This window comes from Streptomyces sp. NPDC051561 (assembly GCF_044454195.1).
Taxonomy (GTDB): Bacteria; Actinomycetota; Actinomycetes; order Streptomycetales; family Streptomycetaceae; genus Streptomyces.
Window position 1 is genome coordinate 505516 of record NZ_JBITDM010000004.1, and the last position, 19848, is coordinate 525363.

Sequence of the window (19848 nt, forward strand, 5' to 3'; positions counted from 1 at the left end):
CGCGTCTGAACCCCGGCCCGGCTACCGCCCCCGCTGGGCCTGCGTGACCAGATCGATGGCGACTTCGAGGACAGCCTTCCGCTTCTCCTCGGGGTCGCCTTCGACGTCCTTCAGCGCGAACATCCCCGCATGCATCGTGAACAGGGCACTGATGCACCTCACCTGGTCGACCAGCGGAGCCTCGGGCTCCTTCATCAGGTCCATCATGCGGATCATCCGCTCCTTGAAGCCGTCGCCGACGCTCAGCTCCCGTACGGTCGCCTGGTTCTCCTGCATGAAGCGGAAGAGCGGGGCGACGTCGTTCAGTGCCGCGCTGTAGCGGTTCAGCATCTCGGTCTTGGTCTCCAGCGTGGGCGGCTGCTCCCGCCCCCACTCGATCAGCTCGTCCAGCGGCCTGGTCAGGTCCTCGAAGAGGCTGATCAGGATGTCTTCCTTGGTCTTGAAGTGGTAGTAGAGCGCCGCCTTGGTGACGTCCAGCTTCTCGGCGATCTCCCGCAGCGAGGTTTTCTCGTACCCACGGTCCGCGAACATCTCCAGCGCGACGTCCTGAATGCGCTGACGCGTGTCACCCCGGCGCTGCCTGCCCGTACCGCTGGTGCTGCTCATCGACGTACTCCCAAGGCTTGTTCAACTCTGCGGATTCCGACCGAACTTACTTGACGCCCGGCTAGTTAGCCGTCTACCTTCCAGAAGTGTAGTCAACTTGCCGGGCGGCAAGTAAGTGTCGAGAGGGAGCGGGGCAGCGAAATGACGAAGGTGGAGAAAGCGAAGGTGCGGGTGGACAAAGCGAAGGTGAAGGCGGAGAAGCAGCCGCGCAGTGTGCGGGTGGTGCTGCTCGCGCTGATGATCGCCATGTTGCTGGCCATGCTGGACAACATGATCATCGGCACCGCGATGCCGACCATCGTCGGTGAACTCGGCGGTCTGGAGCACCTGTCCTGGGTGGTCACCGCCTACACCCTGACCACTGCCGCCTCGACCCCCATCTGGGGAAAGCTCGGCGACCTCTACGGCCGCAAGGGCATCTTCCTCACCGCGATAGTCGTCTTCGTCCTCGGCTCCGTGCTCAGCGGAATGTCCCAGGACATGGGCCAGCTGATCGGCTTCCGGGCCCTTCAGGGGCTGGGCGCGGGCGGTCTGATGGTTGGCGTGATGGCGATCATCGGTGACCTGATTCCGCCGCGTGAGCGCGGCAAGTACCAGGGCATGATGGCCGGCGTGATGGCACTCGCCATGATCGGCGGCCCGCTGGTGGGCGGCGCGCTCACCGACCACCTCGGCTGGCGCTGGTCCTTCTACATCAACGTCCCGCTGGGCGCGATCGCCCTCGCGATGATCATCTCCGTTCTGCATCTGCCGAAGAAGGAGAAGGTCAAGGGCCGGATCGACTACCTGGGCGCCGCGCTGCTGACCATCGGCATCACCGCGATCGTGCTGGTCACCACGTGGGGCGGCACCGAGTACGCCTGGGGCTCCGGCCAGATCCTCGGCCTGATGGCGGTCGGCCTGCTCGCCGTCACGAGCTTCCTGTACGTCGAGACCAAGGCGGCGGAGCCGATCATTCCGCTGCACATCTTCCGGAACCGCAACTTCACCCTGATGTCGGTGATCGGCTTCATCGTCGGGTTCGTGATGTTCGGCGCGGTGCTGTACCTGCCGCTGTTCCAGCAGTCGGTGCAGGGGGCGTCGGCGACCAACTCCGGTCTGCTGCTCCTCCCGATGCTGCTGTCGATGATGGTCGTGTCGCTGGTCGTCGGCCGGGTCACCACCAACACCGGCAAGTACAAGATGTTCCCGATCGCGGGCGGTGCGCTGATCACGGTCGGCCTCTTCCTGCTGGCGCAGATGGACACCGGGACCTCCCAGCTGACCTCAGGCGTCTACATGGCGATCCTCGGTGCGGGCATGGGCTTCCTGATGCAGATCACCATGCTGGTGGCGCAGAACAGCGTCGAGCCCAAGGACATGGGCGTCGCCTCCTCCTCCACGACGCTCTTCCGGACACTGGGGTCCTCCTTCGGCGTCTCCGTGATGGGCGCGCTCTTCACGGCGCGGGTCACGGACTCGCTGGTCGCCCAGGGGGCACCGGCCGGGGGCATCCCGAAGGGTGCGGCGGTGAGCGCGGACGCGCTGGCGAAGCTGCCCGCGGAGATGCGGGAGATGTTCCAGTCGGCGATCGCTGCCGGCACCCACGGGGCGTTCCTGCTGGGGGCGGGGGTCGCGGTGGTGGCCTTCGTGGCGGCGTTCTTCGTCAAGGAGGTCGTACTGAAGGGCGCGGGGCCGAAGGACGGTCTGGCGGCGGACTCGGGCTCGGACGCGAACGCGGACCCGGGCCGGGGCCGGGGGTCGGACCCGGGGCCGGTCTCGGGTGAGGTGCGGGCCGCGGTGCCTGCGAAGGCGTAGGCGTTGAGGCGGGGCAGCTGTTACGGCGCGGCAGCTGTTACGTACGAGGAAGGGCCCCCGGGACTTGGTTCCGGGGGCCCTTCCCCGTACGTGCGGCGGGCAGGGGCCGTGCGGAGGGGAGCGGGCGCCCTCGGCCCCCGTACCCCCGCCCCCTACCCCCGCCCCCTACCCCCGCCCCCTACCCCCGCCCCCTACCCCCGTGGCCTACCGCCGTGGCCTACCGCCGTCGCGGTGGCAGGTCCGCCAGGTTCACGATGGGGAAGCTGCCGGTGGCCGTGGGGGCGTGTTCCGGGAGCCACAGGACGGCGATCGCGCCGCCGTCCTGCTGGGCGTTGCGGAAGGTGAGGCGGGCGCCGAGGATCCTGGCCTGGCCGGCGGCAATGGTGAGGCCCAGGCCGTGGCCGTGGCCCGCGCGATCGGAGGAGCCGGTGCGGAAGCGGCTGGGGCCCTCACGCAGGAGGTCGGCGGGGAAGCCCTTGCCGTGGTCGCGGACTCGGACGACACGGCCCTCGACGGTGACCTCGAAGGGGGGCGCGCCGTGCTTGGCGGCGTTGCCGAGGAGGTTGCCGAGGATGCGTTCCAGGCGGCGGGGGTCGGTGTTGACGTAGCTCTCGTGGACGATCCGTACGACCGCGTCGGGGTACAGCGAGGTGACGCGGCGCGAGACGAACTCGCCGAGGGCCAGCTCCTGGAGTTCGGCGCGCTCGGCGGCACTGTCCAGGCGGGCGACTTCGAGGACGTCCTCGACCAGGGTGCGCAGCGCCTGGGCGCGGTCGCGGACGAGTTCGGTGGGGCGGCCAGGAGGGAGCAGTTCCGCGGCGGTGAGCAGGCCGGTCACCGGGGTGCGGAGCTCGTGGGCGATGTCGGCGGTGACCCGGCGTTCCGCCTCGACGCGCTCCTGGAGGGCGTCGGTCAGCGCGTCGACCGCGCTGGCGAGTTCGTCAGTCTCGTCGCGGACGAAACCGCCGATGGCCTCGCGGACCCGTACCTGCGAGTTGCCGTGGGCCACGTCGGTCGCCGCCGACGCCGCCTTGCGCAGCCGGCGCGAGATGGAGCCGCCGATCAGGATGCCGAGCGCGCAGCCGCCGAAGAGGACGGTGACGGAGCCGATGATCAGGGCCTTGTCGAGGTCCTCGACGACGGCGGAGTTGCCGGGGAAGCGGGTGTGCAGGGAGAGGATGTCGTTGCCCGGGTAGGGGACGGCGGCCCAGACCTCCGGAACTCCGTCGGCGTCCTCCTGGACATGGGTGGCGCGGCGGCCGTGGGCCAGCTTGGCGCGGAGTTCGGCCGGGAGCTCGGGGTCGTTGAGCTTGGAGCCGACCTTGGGGTCGCGGGAGGATTCGTACAGCCGCTGCGCGAACTGGAGCCGCTCCAGCTGGAGGTCACGGGCGTTGTCGAGCATCGAGACCCGGGCGGAGTTGTGCACGACGAGGCTGAGCGCGACGGCGATGAGCGCACTGACCGCGGCGATGGCGACACTGATCTTCCAGCGGATGCCGGTGCGCAGCACGAACCGCTTCATGGCGTGTCCATCCGGGAGTGTGCCTCAGGCCTTCAACTTGTAGCCGAAACCGCGGACCGTCTCGATCCGGTCCTGGCCGATCTTGGTGCGCAGCCGCTGGACGTGGACGTCCACCACCCGGGTGTCGCCGCCCCAGCCGTAGTCCCAGACCCGCTCCAGGAGCTTGTCGCGGGAGAGCACCGTGCCGGGGGAGGAGGAGAATTCGAGGAGCAGCCGCATCTCGGTCGGGGTCAGCGCCACCGTCTCGCCGGCCTTGCGGACCTCCATGCCCTCGGTGTCGACCACCAGCTCGCCGAAGGTGAGGACGCCGCCCTCGCCACCGGCCGGCTCCGGCTCCGTACCCCCGCCGGGACCGCCCGAGGCGTGGCCGAAGCGGCGCAGCACGGCGCGGATCCTGGCAACCAGGACCGAGCCGTCGAAGGGCTTGGTGACGTAGTCGTCGGCGCCCGCCTCCAGACCGAGAACCACGTCGATCGAGTCGGCGCGTGCCGAAAGCATGATCACCGGGACGGTGGACTCGTCGCGGATACGCCGGCAGAGGCTGACTCCGTCCATCCCCGGCAGCATCACGTCGAGCAGCGCGATGTCCGGCTGCTGCGCGCGGAACGCCTCCAGGCCGAGCAGCCCGTCCGGCATCGCGGTCACGGTGAAACCGTCCCGCTCCAGCGCCAGCTGGGTCGCCTCGCGGATCACATCGTCGTCCTCGACGAACAGGACGTGGGTGTCTGCCATGCGCTCTGCTCTCTCGCTGCTCGGGCGGATGATTCGGGGGGCCGGGGGGCCGGGGGGCCGGGGGGCCGGGGGGCCGGGGGCTGGTGGGGGGCAGGTGGGGCCTGAGGTCCGTCAGCCCGTGGGAGAGGAACCCGGAGCAGCGGTCCTCCCCGAATTGTCCTCCACGTCGGGCGAGGCCGACGGGGTGGCCGTCGGCGCGGACGGCTGCGCGGAGATCCCGGCCTCCTTCTTGCGCCGCTGGTCCTCCTCCTCGGCCCTCTGCTGCTGCGGGTCGGGCTCGGTGGTCTTCTCACCGCCGCCGACGACCTTGCTGTAGCTGTTCTCCACGCGGTCGTGCTCGGTGAATTTGTCCCCGGTCCAGCGGTACGTCACCACCACCTCGCCCGACGGGAACGCCACCGGGTCGCCCTGCTTGTACTGCGGCCGGGTCACCACCAGGTCGCCCCGGTCGATCTCCGCGTACACCGCGGGCTCCTCGGCGGCGAAGACGTTCTCGTAGTGCCCCTTGTTCTCGCGGAACACATACGAGCCGATGCCGACCGCATCGCCGCAGGTCATCACATTGACCACGACGTCGTCGACGGCATTGCCGGTGACCTTCCCGTAGGAGGCGTCGACCGGGAAGATGTCCTTCACACAGGGCTTGAGGTCCTGCTTGACGGTCTCGCTGACCTTCGGGTCGTTCTTGAGCAGCTCGACCGGATCCGCCCGCTCGGCGGGCAGCATGCTGGGCGCCGCGGCGGTGGACCGCGGCGTCGGGGTGACCTTGGCCGCGACTGGATCCGAGCGGGCCGGACCCTCGTCACGCGTACCGGTACCGCCCGTACCGCAGGAGACCGCGAACAGCCCGAAGGCGGCGAGCCCGGCCACTGCCGTGGTGCTCACCGCCATGACGCCCCGATGGGACCGGTCCCCGACGGACCGGTCCCCGACGCCGTTCTCGCTGCCTAGGCCGCGCACCGCTCCTGCCCCCGTTCGCCCTGCACTCCACCACGCATGTCAGCGCCGCCGTGGCTGCTGGTGTTACTGATGCCCCGCTGCCCGCCGACCCGGCCCTCGACCGGCCGCCCCTCGCCGCGCTCCAGGGCCCGGAAGTCCAGGTCCCTGCTCTCCAGCTCCTGGCGGAGCCTGGCGAGCGCGCGGTGCAGGGTGCTCTTGACGGTACCGGCAGACATACCCAGTGCGGCAGCGGTCTCTTCGGTGCTCATCTGCTCCCAGTGCCGCAATACGACCACGCTGCGCTGCTTGGGCGCCAATACGCCGAGGATGTCCATCAGCAGGGCGCGGTCCGCGCGCTGCTCCGTACCGTCCTCGACGCGGGCGTCGGGCAGCTGCTCGGTGGGGACCTCGTCCAGCTTGCGGGCCCGCCACCACTCCGTACGCGTGTTGATCATGACGCGGCGGAGGTAGGCGTCCGCGAGCGACTTGTCCTCGATGCCGTCCCAGCGGCCGTACGTCCTGGCCAGCGCCGTCTGGAGCAGGTCCTGGGCGTCGACCGGGTCCGGGACGAGTCGGCGTGCACTGCGCAGCAGCGCCTCCTGCCGCGTGCGTACGTACTCCTCGAATCCGAGCACCTCGCCGTGCGCCATTCGAACCGCCTCCGTCCCGTCCCACGTTTTCAGCTGGTTGCTGTCAGCAGCTCCGCAAGCTGCGCAGCCCCTGTGCTCATGAAGCTACGGAGGGCTTGTCACGGGGCTGTGCGGGCCAGCGCTCGGAGGACGCACGGCTGTCCATCGGTTGTGTAACGAAGAGTTGGTCCCGGGAGGTTTAACTCTGCGGAAGCCGGTACCGCCCGCCCGCCAGCGGCTCCACCAGACCGTCCGAAACCAGCCCGTCCAAGGCGCGTGCCCGCTGCACCGGTTCGTGCCACACCATGTCGAGTGACGCCTGCGGTACGGGAGTTGTGGCCTCGCGCAGTACGGCGAGCAGCCGGCCGCGCACTTGGCGGTCGGTGCCCGCGTACGCCTGGGTACGGCGCGCGGGACCCTCGTGCGGGGGCTTCCCCGCGGCCAGCCAGGCGCACTGCGCGGCGATCGGGCAGCGCCCGCACTCCGGGTTCTTCGCGGAGCAGACCAGGGCGCCGAGCTCCATCGAGGAGGCCGCCCAGCGCGCGGCGGTCGGTACGTCCTCGGGGAGCAGCGCCCGGGCCAGCTTGCGCTCGGCGGCGGTGGTCGCGTTCGGCGGGTACTCGACGCCGGTCACCGCGCGGGCGATCACCCGGCGCACATTGGTGTCCAGCACCGCATGCCGCTGTCCGTACGCGAAGGAGGCGACGGCCGCCGCCGTGTACTCGCCGATCCCGGGCAGCGCGAGCAGTTGCGAATGCTCCTGCGGTACGTCGCCGCCGTGGCGTTCCGTTATGGCGGTGGCCGCCCCGTGCAGCCGCAGCGCACGGCGCGGGTAGCCGAGCCGGCCCCAGGCGCGGACGGCCTCGCCGGACGGTTCGGCGGCCAGGTCGGCGGGGCGCGGCCAACGGGCCATCCACTGCTCGTACACCGGCAGCACCCGGGCGACCGGCGTCTGCTGGAGCATGAACTCGCTGACCATCACACCCCAGGCGCCCGCTTCGGGGTGCCGCCAGGGCAGGTCGCGGGCGTGACCCTCGAACCAGGCGTTGACATGGGGGTGGAGGACGGGGAGCGCGGCGGCGGAGGGACCGGTTCCGGTGGTGTCTTCGGAGACGGTCTCGGGGGCGGTCGCGGTCTCGGGCGTGAACTCAGTGGTCGCAGTCATGGCATTTCCGATCCTGGCACGAAACGGTGTGCGGACGGCCGAGGCGGGACGCGGGCGCGCTCATCCCGGGCCCCGGGAGCGGCGTGCGGTGGCCTCTTGGGGGCATTCTCGTGGGCGGCGGGCGGAGTCCCCTCATGTGAGGCTCCGGGTGCGGCGGGTGGTGCCCGGGCCCGCGAACCACAGCAGCAGCCCTATCCGGCTCGCCCGCATCCACATGACCGAGCTCTGGGCGAGCCGCGCGGACCCCCACACCAGCAGCCCGGCGCCGATCCCGCCCACCAGCAGGCCGACCCCGACGTCGTGCGGGTAGTGCACGCCGACGAACACCCGGGACAGCGCCATCAGCACGGCCATCGGCGCGACGAACACCGCGAGCCTCGGCCACGCCAGGATCAGCCCGACGGCAGCCGCACCGGCGATGGTGGAGTGGTTGCTGGGGAACGACCAGTCACCCACCTCCGGGCACTCGATCAGCGGCCGGGCCGCTCGCGCGACGGCCCGGCACGGCCGGTCCTCCGTGATGAACGACTTGGACAGCTCGCTCACCACGTACATCACCCCGGTCGCCAGCGGCGCCAGCACGGCCACCGCGACGGACGCCGCACTGTCGCCGCGCGCCCGCCACCACACCACCAGGAAGAGGCCCGCGAAGATCAGCAGTCCCAGCTCCGTCCATATCTCGGCCAGGTACTGGAACCAGCCGGGTGTGGAGTGCGCGAAGTTGAGGATGGCGCGGTAGAGCGCGCTGCTGCTTTCCATGAACACAGACCGTACGGAACATGAGGTCGGCACTCACAATCGGCGAACGTCACCCGTCGTACCCGACGAAAGTAGCGGGCGCGACGGGGGAGTGGACCCGGCCTCCGGAATGATGATCGGCAAAAGTTGTCGTGACAGCGGCGGGTGGGGCAGGAGTTGAGGCCGCTTCTCTCGTAGAGTTCGGGCCGTGGGATCTCTGCGTAATCCAGTCGGGCCGCTCCCCTCCTCCATTTACTGGCGACGGAGGGCCGTTGGGCTGTCCTTGCTGGGGCTGATGGTGGTGCTGGTGCTCTGGGTCGTGCTCTCCGGTGGGGGAGACGGCGACAAGAACGGCAAGGGCAAGGGCGGACCCTCACCAGCCGCCTCGATCACCCCGGGCCCCTCGGGCACCGGCCCCGTGGTCCCCGGCGAACCCGGTGGCCGCGAGGACCCCGGCCAGGACGGCGGCGCGGACAGCGCGGGCAACGGCGGTACGGGTGACGGCAGTACGGACGGGGGCGCGGACCCCGGCGGTGCGGACGGCTCCTCGGCGGGCGCCTCAGAGGGTTCCGACGGCGGTACGGGGACGGGTGGCGCCGGCGGCGCGGCCGGTACCGGTGGCGGTGCGGGCCAGCAGCTCCCGGCGAACTCGCCGCTGCCCAACTGTGGCCCCGGTGCGGTGGAGTTGACCATTCGCGCGGTCGAGAACGACATCGACGTCGACCAGAAGCCCAAGTTCGAGCTCATCGCCAGGAACACCTCGACGGCCGCCTGCAAGATGGACTTCGGCCCCGACGCCGCCACCGTAAGGATCAAGAACTCCAAGGACGAGACGGTCTGGTCCTCCAAGGACTGCCCCAAGGGCGCCCGCTCGCTCTTCCTCCAGGTCCCGCCCAAGTCCACCGTCAAGCACACCCTGGAATGGGACCGCACCCGCAGCGACGCGACCAAGTGCGATGCCCCGGCGGGCGGTTCGGTGGAACCGGGCACCTACGTCGTCCAGCTGGCCGGCGCCAAGGGCGACACCTCGGTCTTCCTGAAGAAGGACTGACCCATCCCGCGTTAACCCCGCCCGCCTGTGCGGGCGGGGCAGATGCCCCTCCCCGCCCCCGACGGAGTCGCACCCCACCCGCCCCGGCCGCCCCCGTACCCGCGCCCTACGCCCCGCTCCCCCTCAGACGTACCGCTCCAGAATCGAAGACTCCGCCAACCGCGAAAGCCCCTCCCGCACGGACCGCGCCCGCGCCTCCCCCACACCATCCACCGTCTGCAGATCATCCACACTCGCCGCCAGCAACTTCTGCAGCCCCCCGAAGTGCTCCACCAGCCGCTCGATGATCGCGCCCGGCAGCCGCGGCACCTTCGCCAGCAGCCGGTACCCCCGGGGCGACACCGCCGAGTCCAGCGTCTCCGGCGACCCGCTGTACCCCAACGCCCGCGCCACGATCGGCAGTTCCAGCAGCTCACTGTGTGTCAGCGCGTCCAGTTCGGTGAGTGCCTCACCCACCGTCCGTGACCTCTTCGCCGTCGGCTCCGGCACATAGTCCCGGACCACCAGCTCCCGCTCCGGCTCGACCCCGGCGATCAACTCGTCCAGCTGCAGGGACAGCAGCCGCCCGTCCGTCCCCAGCTCGACCACGTACTCCGCGATCTCCGTCGCGATCCGCCGCACCATCTCCAGCCGCTGCGCCACCGCAGTGACATCGCGGACCGTCACCAGGTCCTCGATCTCCAGCGCCGACAGCGTGCCCGCGACCTCGTCGAGCCGCAGCTTGTACCGCTCCAGGGTGGCAAGCGCCTGGTTCGCCCGCGACAGGATCGCCGCCGACTCCTCCAGGACCCGCCGCTCCCCGTTGACGTACAACGCGATCAGCCGCATCGACTGCGACACCGAGACGACGGGGAAGTTGCACTGCTTGGAGACCCGGTCGGCGGTCCGGTGCCGCGTCCCCGTCTCCTCCGTGTGGATCGACGCGTCCGGGACGAGCTGCACGCCCGCCCGCAGGATCTTCGTCATGTCCTTGTCGAGGATCAGCGCGCCGTCCAGCTTGCACAGCTCGCGCAGCCGGGTGGCCGTGAACTCGACGTCGAGCACGAAGCCGCCCGTACACATCGACTCGACGGTCCGGTCCATGCCGAGGACGATCAGACCGCCGGTGTTGCCGCGCAGGATCCGCTCCAGACCGTCGCGCAGCGCCATGCCGGGGGCCACCGCGCTCAGCGAGGCGCGGATCTGGGCCTCGTTGCCGGCACCGGAGTTGCCGGCTCCCGAGCCGGACTTTCCGGGGGCTGAGGCCCGGTCGTTGGCTGCCACTGCACTCCTCCGGTCGCGGGGGTCACGGGTTGGGGCCGCTCCCTGGCGGAGCGGTCAACTTCGCCTCGCGTACGCGGTGGACAGGCGAGACCAGGGCAAAGTCTACCGGCGCTCCTCCTCGCTCCGTGGGGCCTGTGCGCGAGACCGGCGCGGAAGGGCCAGCAGGGCGGCTCCCATGTCGGCGACTTCGGTCACTTTCATCCCCGCCGGAACCCTGCCCGGATCGGTCGGGACCAGGGCATGTGTGAAGCCGAGGCGGTGTGCTTCGGCCAGGCGGCGCTGGACCCCGGTGACCCGGCGGATCTCCCCGGCCAGGCCCACTTCGCCGATCGCGACCAGGTTCTTGGGCAGGGGCGTGTCGGAGGCGGCGGAGGCCAGGGCCAGTGCGACGGCCAGGTCGGAGGCGGGTTCGGTGAGCTTCACGCCGCCGACCGTCGCGCAGTAGATGTCGCGCTTGCCGAGCGCGCTGATCTTCCCGCGCTGTTCGAGCACCGCCAGCATCATCGAGACGCGGGAGGTCTCCAGACCGGAGGTGGTGCGCCGGGGGGAGGGGATCTGGGAGTCGACGGTCAGGGCCTGGACCTCGGTGACCAGCGGGCGGCGGCCCTCCAGGGTGACGGTCAGACAGGTGCCGGGGACGGCCACGTCGCGGCGGGTGAGGAAGAGGCCCGAGGGGTCGGTGAGGCCGGTGATGCCCTCGTCGTGCAGCTCGAAGCAGCCGACCTCGTCGGTGGCCCCGTACCGGTTCTTGACGCCCCGGACCAGGCGCAGCCGGGCGTGCCGGTCGCCCTCGAAGGACAGGACGACGTCCACGAGGTGCTCCAGCAGGCGGGGACCCGCGATGTTGCCGTCCTTGGTGACGTGGCCGACCAGCAGGGTCGCCATGCCGCGTTCCTTGGACGCCCGGATGAGGGCCGCCGTCACCTCCCTGATCTGGGCCACGCCGCCGGGCGCGCCGTCGAGCTCCGCGGAGGCGACGGTCTGCACGGAGTCCAGGATGAGCAGGGTCGGCTTGACCGCGTCCAGGTGGCCCAGCACGGCGGCGAGGTCGGTCTCGGCCGCCAGGTAGAGGTGGTCGCTGACCGCCTTGATCCGGTCCGCGCGCAAGCGGACCTGGCTCGCCGACTCCTCGGCCGTGACGTACAGCGTGCGGTGCTCGTCGTCGGCGGCCTTCGCGGCGACGTCCAGCAGCAGCGTCGACTTGCCGACGCCCGGCTCGCCCGCGACCAGGACCACGGCGCCGGGCACCAGACCGCCGCCGAGCACCCGGTCCAGCTCGGGCACGCCGGTGGAGCGGGCGGTCGCGGTGCGGACGTCCACCTGGCCGATGGGGAGCGCGGCCGTGGAGACCCGGCCGGCGGCGGTCGTACGGACCGCGGGTGCGCCGCCGTACTCCTCCACCGTCCCCCAGGCCTGGCACTCGGGGCAGCGGCCGAGCCACTTCACGGCAGTCCAGCCACACTCGGTGCAGCGGTAGGACGGCCGGTCCTTCGCGGATTTCGTACGGGCAGCCATGGCGTCACCGTACAGACGGGGTCTGACAACGCGGCCGGGGGCGGTCGGAGGCGGCCGGAGGCGGTCGCAATCCGTAGGGGCATAGGCCACCGGTATGGGCCGAATGGGGAGGGAATCCCGGGATTCCTGACCCCTTTTGAGGGATCTGTTCACCCGTACGGATTAAATGGGTGCCAGGAGGGCCAGGGGGCGGGTGTGGCGCCCCTACGGTCGGCCGGGTGACGACCAGCAGGCGGGAGCACCCCACGCACACCACCGGTAGCACCGGCACCACCGGGAGCGCCAAGGACGGCGCCACCGGCAGCCGCCGGGCGCACCGGCGCGCACCCCGCACGCTCACCCAGCGGCCCCCGACCCGGTACGAGCCGTATCTGGACGGGCTGTTCACCTACGCGCTCTCGGTACTGCGCGACCACGACGTGGCGACCGCCGTCCTCGGTGACGTACTGGCCCTCGCCGAGCGCAGCTTCGGCCGCAGCCCCACCGAAGAGGCGGAACGCAAGGCCTGGCTCTACGCACTCGCACGATGGGGCTGCCTGCGCCGCCTCGCCGACGACAAGCGCCGCCGCCAGGCCACCCACGGCGGCCACCCCTCCCACCGCCCGCCCTCCGCCATTCCGGAACCGGAGCTTCCGGTCGAGGAGAGCGTGGCCCGCGCACGGCATGCCGACCTGGCCCGCCTCGCCTGGCCCGAAGCGGCCGGCACCACCCCCGAGCAGCGCGAGGCCCTCGAACTGGCGGTCCGGCACGGCCTCGGCGCCCGCCAGCTCGCCGCCGTCCTCGGCCTCGACCACCCGGCAGCCCGCGAACTGCTGGCCGCGGCCGCCTGCGAGGTGGAGCGCACCCGCGCCGCCCTGGTCGTCGTCGAGTCCGGCACCTGCCCGACCGTCACCCGCCTGACCGGCGACAACCAGGTCCTCCTCAGCACGGCACTGCGCGGCGAACTGGTCCGGCACGTCGACGACTGCCCCCTCTGCCGCCGCGCCGCCGAACGCACCGGCGCGGCCGGACCCTGGCCAGGAACGGGCGCTTCCCCCGGCAGCCTCCCCCTCGTCGAGGCGCCGAGAGCGGCGGCGTACGTCGCGATGCTGCACGCCCCGCGGGTGCCCCGCGGCGGCACCCCGCGCTTCGACCGCACCGGTTTCCCGCTCGACCCCAAGGACCGGGCCGCCCGCCGCGAACGGCTGCGGACCCGGGCGGTGACCACGACGGTGGTCGCCACCGTCGTCGCCGCGCCGGTGCTGGCGCTGTGGGCGGCGTACCGGGGCGCACCCGCGACGGGGGAGGGGCACCGGGGTGCCTCGGTCACGGCGAGCGAGGAGGACGGGGTGCCGGGGCGCGACGGAATTCCGCACGACGGCTCCACCGAGGGCTACGAGAACGCGGGCAGCTCGCACAGCAGGCCCGACCCGAGCTTCTCGCTGGGCGGCGGCGGCATCGCGGTCAAGGTGGTGACACCCGGCCGTACGTCGCCGGGCGCGGGCACCCTGACCGTCACCGCCGAACCCTCGGGCGACGCCACGGTCGTCCGCCTCACGGCCTCCGGCACGGCGCCGGTCACCTGGTCGATGTGGTCCAACGCACCCTGGCTGCACCTGAGCCGCACCTCCGGGACGCTGGCCCCCGGCGACTCGTACACCGTCTACATCACGGTCGACCACGGCCGCGAGCCGACCGAGCCCTGGACGGCCCGCCTCGGCGTCTCGCCGTCCGGGGCGGTGATATCGGTCTCCGGCAGGGGTACGTCCACGGGCGGCCCGGGCCCGGGCGACGGCGGCTCTCCCGGGCCCGGCCACGGCGGCGACCCCGGTCCCGGCCCGACTCCTGGTGACACCCCGAGCCCCACTCGGAACCCACCGACCGCGCCGCCCACGTCACCCCCGACGTCCCCACCGACCACGCCCCCGACGAGTCCTCCCACGGACCCGCCGACCACGCCCCCCACCACGCCGCCGACGACTCCTCCCACCGAGCCGCCGACGACTCCCCCGACGAGCCCGACGGGCGAGCCCCCGCCCAGCGAGCCGCCCCCCTCAGCCCCACCGGCGTAACCACCTGAGCCCCACCGGCGCGACACCCTCAGCCCCACCCGCCCCCTCAGCCGCCGGGCGCTCAGGCCGCACAGCTAAGGCCCGGATCCGTTCGCCGGATCCGGGCCCCACGCGAAACTCCCTGCGGCCCCTCAGCCCTGCGGGTCCGCCGGGTGCGGTGCCACCAGCGGCAGCTGAGAAGCGAGCCTCGCCTCGCACAGCTCCACCAGCCGCGCGTAACCGCCCGCCCCCATCAGCTCCGTCAGCTCGGGACGGTACGAGACGTACACCGGATCCCCCGCCCCGTGCGCCGACGTCGCCGACGTGCACCACCAGTGCAGGTCGTGGCCTCCAGGGCCCCACCCGCGCCGGTCGTACTCGCCGATGGTGACCTGAAGGATCTTCGTGTCGTCCGGACGCTCGATCCACTCGTACGTCCGCCGCACCGGCAGCTGCCAGCACACGTCCGGCTTGGTCTCCAGGGGCTCCTTGCCCTCGCGCAGCGCCAGGATGTGCAGCGAGCACCCCGCACCGCCCGCGAACCCGGGCCGGTTCTGGAAGATGCAGGAGCCCTCCCAGCGGCGCGTCTGCCGGTCGCCGTCCTCGTCCGCCTGCACCCAGCCGCCGTTCGGGCCCTTGACGCCCTTCGAGGTCTGCGCGATGTCGTGGAACTGCCAGATGTCCGGCGTCAGCCGCGCCACATGCCCGGCCACCCGCTTCTCGTCGTCCTCGTCGGAGAAGTGCGCCCCCAGCGTGCAGCAGCCGTCGGCCGCCCGGCCCAGTTTGATGCCCTGGCAGCCGCTGCCGAAGATGCACGTCCACTTGGACGTCAGCCAGGTCAGATCGCAGCGGAAGACCTGCTCCTTGTCCTCCGGATCGGGAAACTCCACCCACGCACGGGCGAAGTCCAGACCCTGCTCGTCACTCACACTCACCGCAGCGCCCGCTTCCGACTGCTTCGCGGCTTTTCCCGGCTTCGCCTTTTTCGTCTTTGGCACGGGGCAAGCGTAGGCGCACCGACGGGCCCGCGACGCCCGTGCAGCGCCCGTGCGGCGCCGCAGTAGCGTTCCGTCCATGAGACTCGGAGTCCTCGACGTCGGTTCGAACACGGTGCACCTGCTGGTCGTCGACGCCCACCGCGGCGCCCGTCCCCTCCCCGCGCACTCCTACAAGGCGGAACTCCGCCTCGCGGAGCTGCTCGACGAGGACGGCGCGATCAGCCCCGAAGGCATAGACCGCCTGGTCAGTACCGTCGGCGAGGCGATGCAGGCGGCCGAGGACAAGGGCTGCGAGGCGGTACTCCCGTTCGCCACCTCCGCCGTACGGGAGGCCAGCAACGCCGACCGGGTACTGACCCGCGTACGCGAGGAGACCGGGGCGGACCTCCAGGTCCTCTCCGGCGAGGACGAGGCCCGCCTCACCTTCCTCGCCGCCCGCCGCTGGTTCGGCTGGTCGGCCGGCAAGCTGCTGCTGCTCGACATCGGCGGCGGCTCGCTGGAGATCGCGTACGGCATCGACGAGAACCCGGACGCCGCCGTCAGCCTCCCGCTGGGCGCGGGCCGGCTCACCGCCGCCCATCTGCCGAGCGACCCGCCGGACCCCCAGGACGTACGGGCGCTGCGCCGTCACGTACGCGCACAGATCGCCCGAACGGTCGGGGAGTTCGCCCGCTTCGGCAAGCCCGACCACGTCGTCGCCACCTCCAAGACCTTCCGCCAGCTCGCCCGGATCGCGGGCGCCGCGCGCTCGGCCGAAGGCCTCTACGTACAGCGTGAACTCAGCCGTTCCTCGCTGGAGGAATGGGTGCCGAAACTCACCGCGATGACCGCCGAACAGCGCTCCCACCTCCCCGGCGTCTCCGCCGACCGAGCCCCCCAGCTCCTCGCCGGAGCCCTCGTCGCCGAAGCCGCGATGGACCTCTTCGAGGTGCAGACCCTGGAGATCGGCCCGTGGGCCCTGCGCGAGGGCGTCATCCTGCGCCGCCTGGACAACATGACCTCGTCCTGACGGTACGGAAGGCCCGGGGCCACGCGCGGGGGCTCTCGCACGGCCGTGCGAAAGGCCCCTCCCCTCCTCGTCGCGCGCACGCGGCCCGTACGCTGTCCCCGTGGCAGAAGTGGCGAAACCAGTGGTGCGCATCCCGGATGCGAAGGTCGCGCTGTCCACGGCCTCGGTGTATCCGGAGTCGACCGCGACGGCCTTCGAGATCGCGGCACGCCTCGGCTACGACGGCGTCGAGGTCATGGTCTGGACCGACCCCGTCAGCCAGGACATCGAGGCCCTGCGCAGACTCTCCGACCACCACGGCGTACCGGTCCTCGCCGTCCACGCCCCGTGTCTCCTCATCACCCAGCGGGTGTGGTCGACCGACCCGTGGGTCAAGCTCCGGCGCGCGCAGGCCGCCGCCGAGAAGCTCGGAGCCTCCACGGTCGTCGTGCACCCGCCCTTCCGCTGGCAGCGCGGTTACGCCCGCGACTTCGTCAGCGGGATCTGGCGGATGGCGAACGAGACCGATGTCCGCTTCGCCGTCGAGAACATGTACCCGTGGCGCTACAAGGACCGCGAGATGCTGGCGTACGCCCCCGAGTGGGACGTCACCAAGGACGACTACCGGCACTTCACCGTCGACCTCTCGCACACCGCGACCGCCCGCACCGACGCCATGGCCATGATCGACCGCATGGGCGACCGCCTCGGCCACGTCCACCTCGCCGACGGCAACGGCTCCGCCAAGGACGAGCACCTGGTCCCCGGCCGCGGCACCCAGCCCTGCGCCGAACTCCTCGAACGCCTCGCCACCTCCGGCTTCGACGGTCATGTCGTCGTCGAGGTCAACACCCGCCGCGCCATGTCCTCCGCCGAACGGGAGGCCGACCTGGCGGAGGCCCTCGCCTTCACCCGGCTGCACCTGGCTTCGGCGTCCGCGCCGGGGGCGGCCACCGGGCCGGCCCGCCTCCCCGGTACATGACGGACGCCACCGCCCCCCGGCGCCGCGGGCGCCCGCCCCGTACCGCCGAGTCGGCGGCCGGGCCCGCCACCCGCGACCGCATCCTGATCGCGGCCCGCACCGAATTCGCCGAACGCGGTTACGACAAGACGTCGATGCGCGGTATCGCACGGGCTGCCGGGGTCGACGCGGCCCTCGTCCACCACTACTTCGGCACCAAGGACGAGGTCTTCGCCGCCTCCATCGAGATGTCCTTCGAACCGGCGATGGTCGTCCCGCGCCTCCTCGAAGGCCCGCCCGACCAGCTCGGCGAACGCATCGCCCGCGTCTTCCTCGGCGTCTGGGAGGACGAGAGGACCCGGGCCCCACTGCTGGCAGTCGTGCGCTCCGCACTCACCCACGAGGGCGCGGCGAAGGTCTTGCGGGGCTTCGTCCTGCGCCACCTGCTGCGACGCATCGCCGCCGAACTGTCCGTACCGGACCCGACCCTCCGCGCAGAGCTGGCCGCAGCCCAGATGATCGGAATCGCCATCCTCCGCTACGTGATCGAAGCCGAACCCCTGGCCTCGGCCGAGGTGGAACAGGTGGTATCCCTGGTAGCCCCCACCCTCCAGACCTACCTCACGGGCTAGGCCCCAACCGAGGCCATGCATCCCCCACCTGCACCGGGTGCCTGCCCCCCCCCGCCCCTGGTGCCCCGCAGGGGCATCCCAGGGGCGCGGGGAACTGCGCGAGCAACCCCAATACCCCCGCACCTCCCCACCCGCCCCGCGGCGAGCGGTTCAGGGAAGGGGCGGGGAGGGGCAAACCCCCGCCGCAGGCGCAACCGCCCCGCACCTTCCAGCCGGCACACACGGCGCCACCCCGCACGTGGCGCCAGCGGAAGAGCCCCGGCGGAAAGGCTCCCCAGCCCGCCGCAGGCGACCTCCACCCCACCCCACTCATCCCGTCCTCCGGACAACCTGTCCAAACCCTGGACCCGAGGCGTACCCTCGACCCCACCCATCCTCCACACTCCGCACCCGCAGGGAAGTGAACCCCGATGCCCGACCTGAGGTCCCGCACCGTCACCCACGGCCGCAACATGGCAGGCGCCCGCGCCCTCATGCGCGCCTCGGGCGTAGCGAGCGAGGACATCGGCAAGCCGATCATCGCGGTCGCCAACTCCTTCACCGAGTTCGTCCCCGGCCACACCCACCTCGCCCCGGTGGGCCGCATCGTCTCCGAGGCGATCCTGGCCGCGGGCGCCGTCCCGCGCGAGTTCAACACGATCGCCGTCGACGACGGCATCGCCATGGGCCACGGCGGGATGCTCTACTCCCTCCCCTCCCGCGACCTCATCGCGGACAGCGTCGAGTACATGGTCGAGGCCCACTGCGCCGACGCCCTGATCTGCATCTCCAACTGCGACAAGATCACCCCCGGCATGCTGATGGCCGCCATGCGCCTCAACATCCCGACGATCTTCGTCTCCGGCGGCCCCATGGAGTCCGGCAAGGCCACCCTGGTCGACGGCACGGTCCGTACCCTCGACCTGGTCGACGCGATCTCGGACGCCGTCAACGAGAACATCTCCGACGCGGACATGCTCCGTATCGAGGAGAACGCCTGTCCCACCTGCGGCTCCTGCTCCGGCATGTTCACCGCCAACTCGATGAACTGCCTCGCCGAGGCCATCGGCCTGGCCCTCCCGGGCAACGGCTCCACCCTCGCCACCCACACCGCCCGCCGCGCCCTCTACGAGAACGCCGGCCGCACCATCGTCGACATCACCAAGCGGTACTACGAGCAGGACGACGCGACCGTCCTCCCCCGCTCCATCGCGAGCCGTGCCGCCTTCGAGAACGCCATGGCCCTCGACATCGCCATGGGCGGCTCCACCAACACGATCCTGCACCTGCTCGCCGCCGCCCAGGAGGCCGAGGTCGACTTCGGGCTCCACGAGATGGACGAGATCTCGCGCCGCGTCCCGTGCCTGGCGAAGGTCGCCCCGAACGTCGGCAAGAACCGCACGTACTACATGGAGGACGTCCACCGGGCCGGCGGCATCCCCGCCATCCTCGGCGAGCTGTACCGCGGCGGACTCCTCAACGAGGACGTGCACAGCGTGCACTCCCCGTCCCTCGCCGACTGGATCAAGACCTGGGACGTGCGCGGCGGCTCCCCGTCCGCCGAGGCCGAGGAGCTGTGGCACGCCGCCCCCGGCTGCAAGCGCTCCGCCACCGCCTTCTCCCAGTCCGAGCGCTGGGACACCCTCGACAAGGACGCCGCCGAGGGCTGCATCCGCTCCGTCGAGCACGCCTACTCCAAGGACGGCGGACTCGCGGTCCTGCGCGGCAACCTCGCCCCCGACGGCTGTGTCGTGAAGACCGCCGGCGTCGACGAGTCGATCTGGACCTTCGAGGGCCCGGCCGTCGTCTGCGACTCCCAGGACGCCGCCGTCGACAAGATCCTCCGCAAGGAGATCAAGCCGGGTGACGTGGTCGTCATCCGTTACGAGGGTCCCAAGGGCGGCCCGGGCATGCAGGAGATGCTCTACCCGACCTCCTTCCTCAAGGGCCGCGGCCTCGGCAAGGCGTGCGCGCTGGTCACCGACGGCCGCTTCTCCGGCGGCACTTCGGGCCTCTCCATCGGCCACGCGTCCCCCGAAGCGGCCTCCGGCGGCGCCATCGCCCTCGTCGAGGACGGCGATCGGATCCGCATCGACATCCCCCGCCGCACCATCGAGCTCCTCGTCTCCGACCAGGAGCTGGCCGAGCGCGACGAGGCACTCGGCGGCGTCTACGCCCCGAAGGACCGCGAGCGCAAGGTCTCCCAGGCGCTGCGTGCGTACGCCGCCATGGCGACCAGCGCGGACAAGGGCGCGGTCCGGGACGTGTCCAAGCTGGGCTGAGCAGGCTGGGCGGCCGCACTC

General features: G+C 71.6%; 17 protein-coding genes. 7 read left to right on the forward strand and 10 right to left on the reverse strand.

From position 1 onward, the window contains the following. Nucleotides 1–21 precede the first annotated feature (21 nt). A complete protein-coding gene (locus ACIA73_RS13345; protein WP_399438550.1) occupies nt 22–606 on the reverse strand; it encodes a TetR/AcrR family transcriptional regulator in 585 nt (194 codons plus the stop codon). Nucleotides 607–747: 141 nt separating this feature from the next. Between ACIA73_RS13345 and ACIA73_RS13350 the strand changes: the two genes are divergently transcribed. Beyond that, nucleotides 748–2403 carry an MDR family MFS transporter gene (locus ACIA73_RS13350; protein ID WP_399438551.1) on the forward strand — a complete coding sequence of 552 codons (1656 nt, stop codon included), beginning with the start codon at nt 748–750 and terminating at the stop codon, nt 2401–2403. A 217-nt stretch (nt 2404–2620) separates the two neighbouring features. Here the strand turns inward: ACIA73_RS13350 and cseC are convergent, their stop codons facing one another. The 6 genes from cseC to ACIA73_RS13380 all read right to left on the reverse strand — a co-directional run bounded on the left by cseC (nt 2621) and on the right by ACIA73_RS13380 (nt 8149). Next, nucleotides 2621–3925: a two-component system sensor histidine kinase CseC gene (gene cseC / locus ACIA73_RS13355; RefSeq protein WP_399438553.1), complete on the reverse strand. Its 1305-nt coding sequence runs from the start codon at nt 3923–3925 to the stop codon at nt 2621–2623. A 24-nt stretch (nt 3926–3949) separates the two neighbouring features. Further along, entirely contained in the window at nt 3950–4657 is a 708-nt protein-coding gene (gene cseB / locus ACIA73_RS13360) for a two-component system response regulator CseB (RefSeq protein WP_399438554.1), read from the reverse strand. A gap of 111 nt (nt 4658–4768) precedes the next feature. Continuing rightward, the gene (locus ACIA73_RS13365; RefSeq protein WP_399438555.1) at nt 4769–5542 is read right to left on the reverse strand and encodes a hypothetical protein; all 774 of its coding nucleotides are present in this window, start codon (nt 5540–5542) and stop codon (nt 4769–4771) included. Between the two features lie 62 nt (nt 5543–5604). Then, nucleotides 5605–6246, reverse strand: a complete 642-nt coding sequence (locus ACIA73_RS13370; protein WP_399438556.1) for a SigE family RNA polymerase sigma factor — start codon at nt 6244–6246, stop codon at nt 5605–5607. A gap of 178 nt (nt 6247–6424) precedes the next feature. Further along, nucleotides 6425–7390, reverse strand: coding sequence for an A/G-specific adenine glycosylase (locus tag ACIA73_RS13375; protein WP_399438557.1), 966 nt, complete (start codon nt 7388–7390; stop codon nt 6425–6427). 132 nt (nt 7391–7522) lie between these two features. Beyond that, nucleotides 7523–8149 (reverse strand): phosphatase PAP2 family protein, encoded by a 627-nt coding sequence (locus tag ACIA73_RS13380; RefSeq protein WP_399438558.1) that lies wholly within the window; start codon nt 8147–8149, stop codon nt 7523–7525. Nucleotides 8150–8336: 187 nt separating this feature from the next. Here ACIA73_RS13380 and ACIA73_RS13385 point away from each other — a divergent pair, with 187 nt between their 5' ends. Continuing rightward, nucleotides 8337–9179, forward strand: a complete 843-nt coding sequence (locus ACIA73_RS13385) for a hypothetical protein (protein WP_399438559.1) — start codon at nt 8337–8339, stop codon at nt 9177–9179. 123 nt (nt 9180–9302) lie between these two features. Here ACIA73_RS13385 and disA read toward each other — a convergent pair whose 3' ends face one another. Further along, complete coding sequence (gene disA, locus ACIA73_RS13390) at nt 9303–10442, reverse strand: DNA integrity scanning diadenylate cyclase DisA (RefSeq protein WP_399438560.1); 1140 nt, start codon at nt 10440–10442, stop codon at nt 9303–9305. A gap of 102 nt (nt 10443–10544) precedes the next feature. Next, entirely contained in the window at nt 10545–11957 is a 1413-nt protein-coding gene (radA, locus tag ACIA73_RS13395; protein ID WP_399438562.1) for a DNA repair protein RadA, read from the reverse strand. Nucleotides 11958–12175: 218 nt separating this feature from the next. On the opposite strand from radA, the gene ACIA73_RS13400 reads away from it, so the two are divergent. Beyond that, nucleotides 12176–14008 carry a hypothetical protein gene (locus ACIA73_RS13400; RefSeq protein ID WP_399438563.1) on the forward strand — a complete coding sequence of 611 codons (1833 nt, stop codon included), beginning with the start codon at nt 12176–12178 and terminating at the stop codon, nt 14006–14008. Between the two features lie 131 nt (nt 14009–14139). Here ACIA73_RS13400 and ACIA73_RS13405 read toward each other — a convergent pair whose 3' ends face one another. Continuing rightward, nucleotides 14140–14985: a hypothetical protein gene (locus ACIA73_RS13405; RefSeq protein WP_399438564.1), complete on the reverse strand. Its 846-nt coding sequence runs from the start codon at nt 14983–14985 to the stop codon at nt 14140–14142. Nucleotides 14986–15061: 76 nt separating this feature from the next. Here ACIA73_RS13405 and ACIA73_RS13410 point away from each other — a divergent pair, with 76 nt between their 5' ends. From ACIA73_RS13410 to ilvD, 4 genes are all read left to right on the forward strand, one after another. After that, on the forward strand, nt 15062–15994 hold the full coding sequence (locus tag ACIA73_RS13410; protein ID WP_399438565.1) for a Ppx/GppA family phosphatase: 933 nt from the start codon (nt 15062–15064) through the stop codon (nt 15992–15994). 109 nt (nt 15995–16103) lie between these two features. Beyond that, on the forward strand, nt 16104–16955 hold the full coding sequence (locus tag ACIA73_RS13415; protein WP_399438601.1) for a sugar phosphate isomerase/epimerase family protein: 852 nt from the start codon (nt 16104–16106) through the stop codon (nt 16953–16955). Further along, nucleotides 16952–17566 carry a TetR family transcriptional regulator gene (locus tag ACIA73_RS13420; protein WP_399438567.1) on the forward strand — a complete coding sequence of 205 codons (615 nt, stop codon included), beginning with the start codon at nt 16952–16954 and terminating at the stop codon, nt 17564–17566. Before ACIA73_RS13415 ends, ACIA73_RS13420 begins: the two co-directional genes overlap by 4 nt. A gap of 410 nt (nt 17567–17976) precedes the next feature. Continuing rightward, a complete protein-coding gene (ilvD, locus tag ACIA73_RS13425) occupies nt 17977–19827 on the forward strand; it encodes a dihydroxy-acid dehydratase (protein ID WP_399438568.1) in 1851 nt (616 codons plus the stop codon). Nucleotides 19828–19848: the final 21 nt, after the last annotated feature.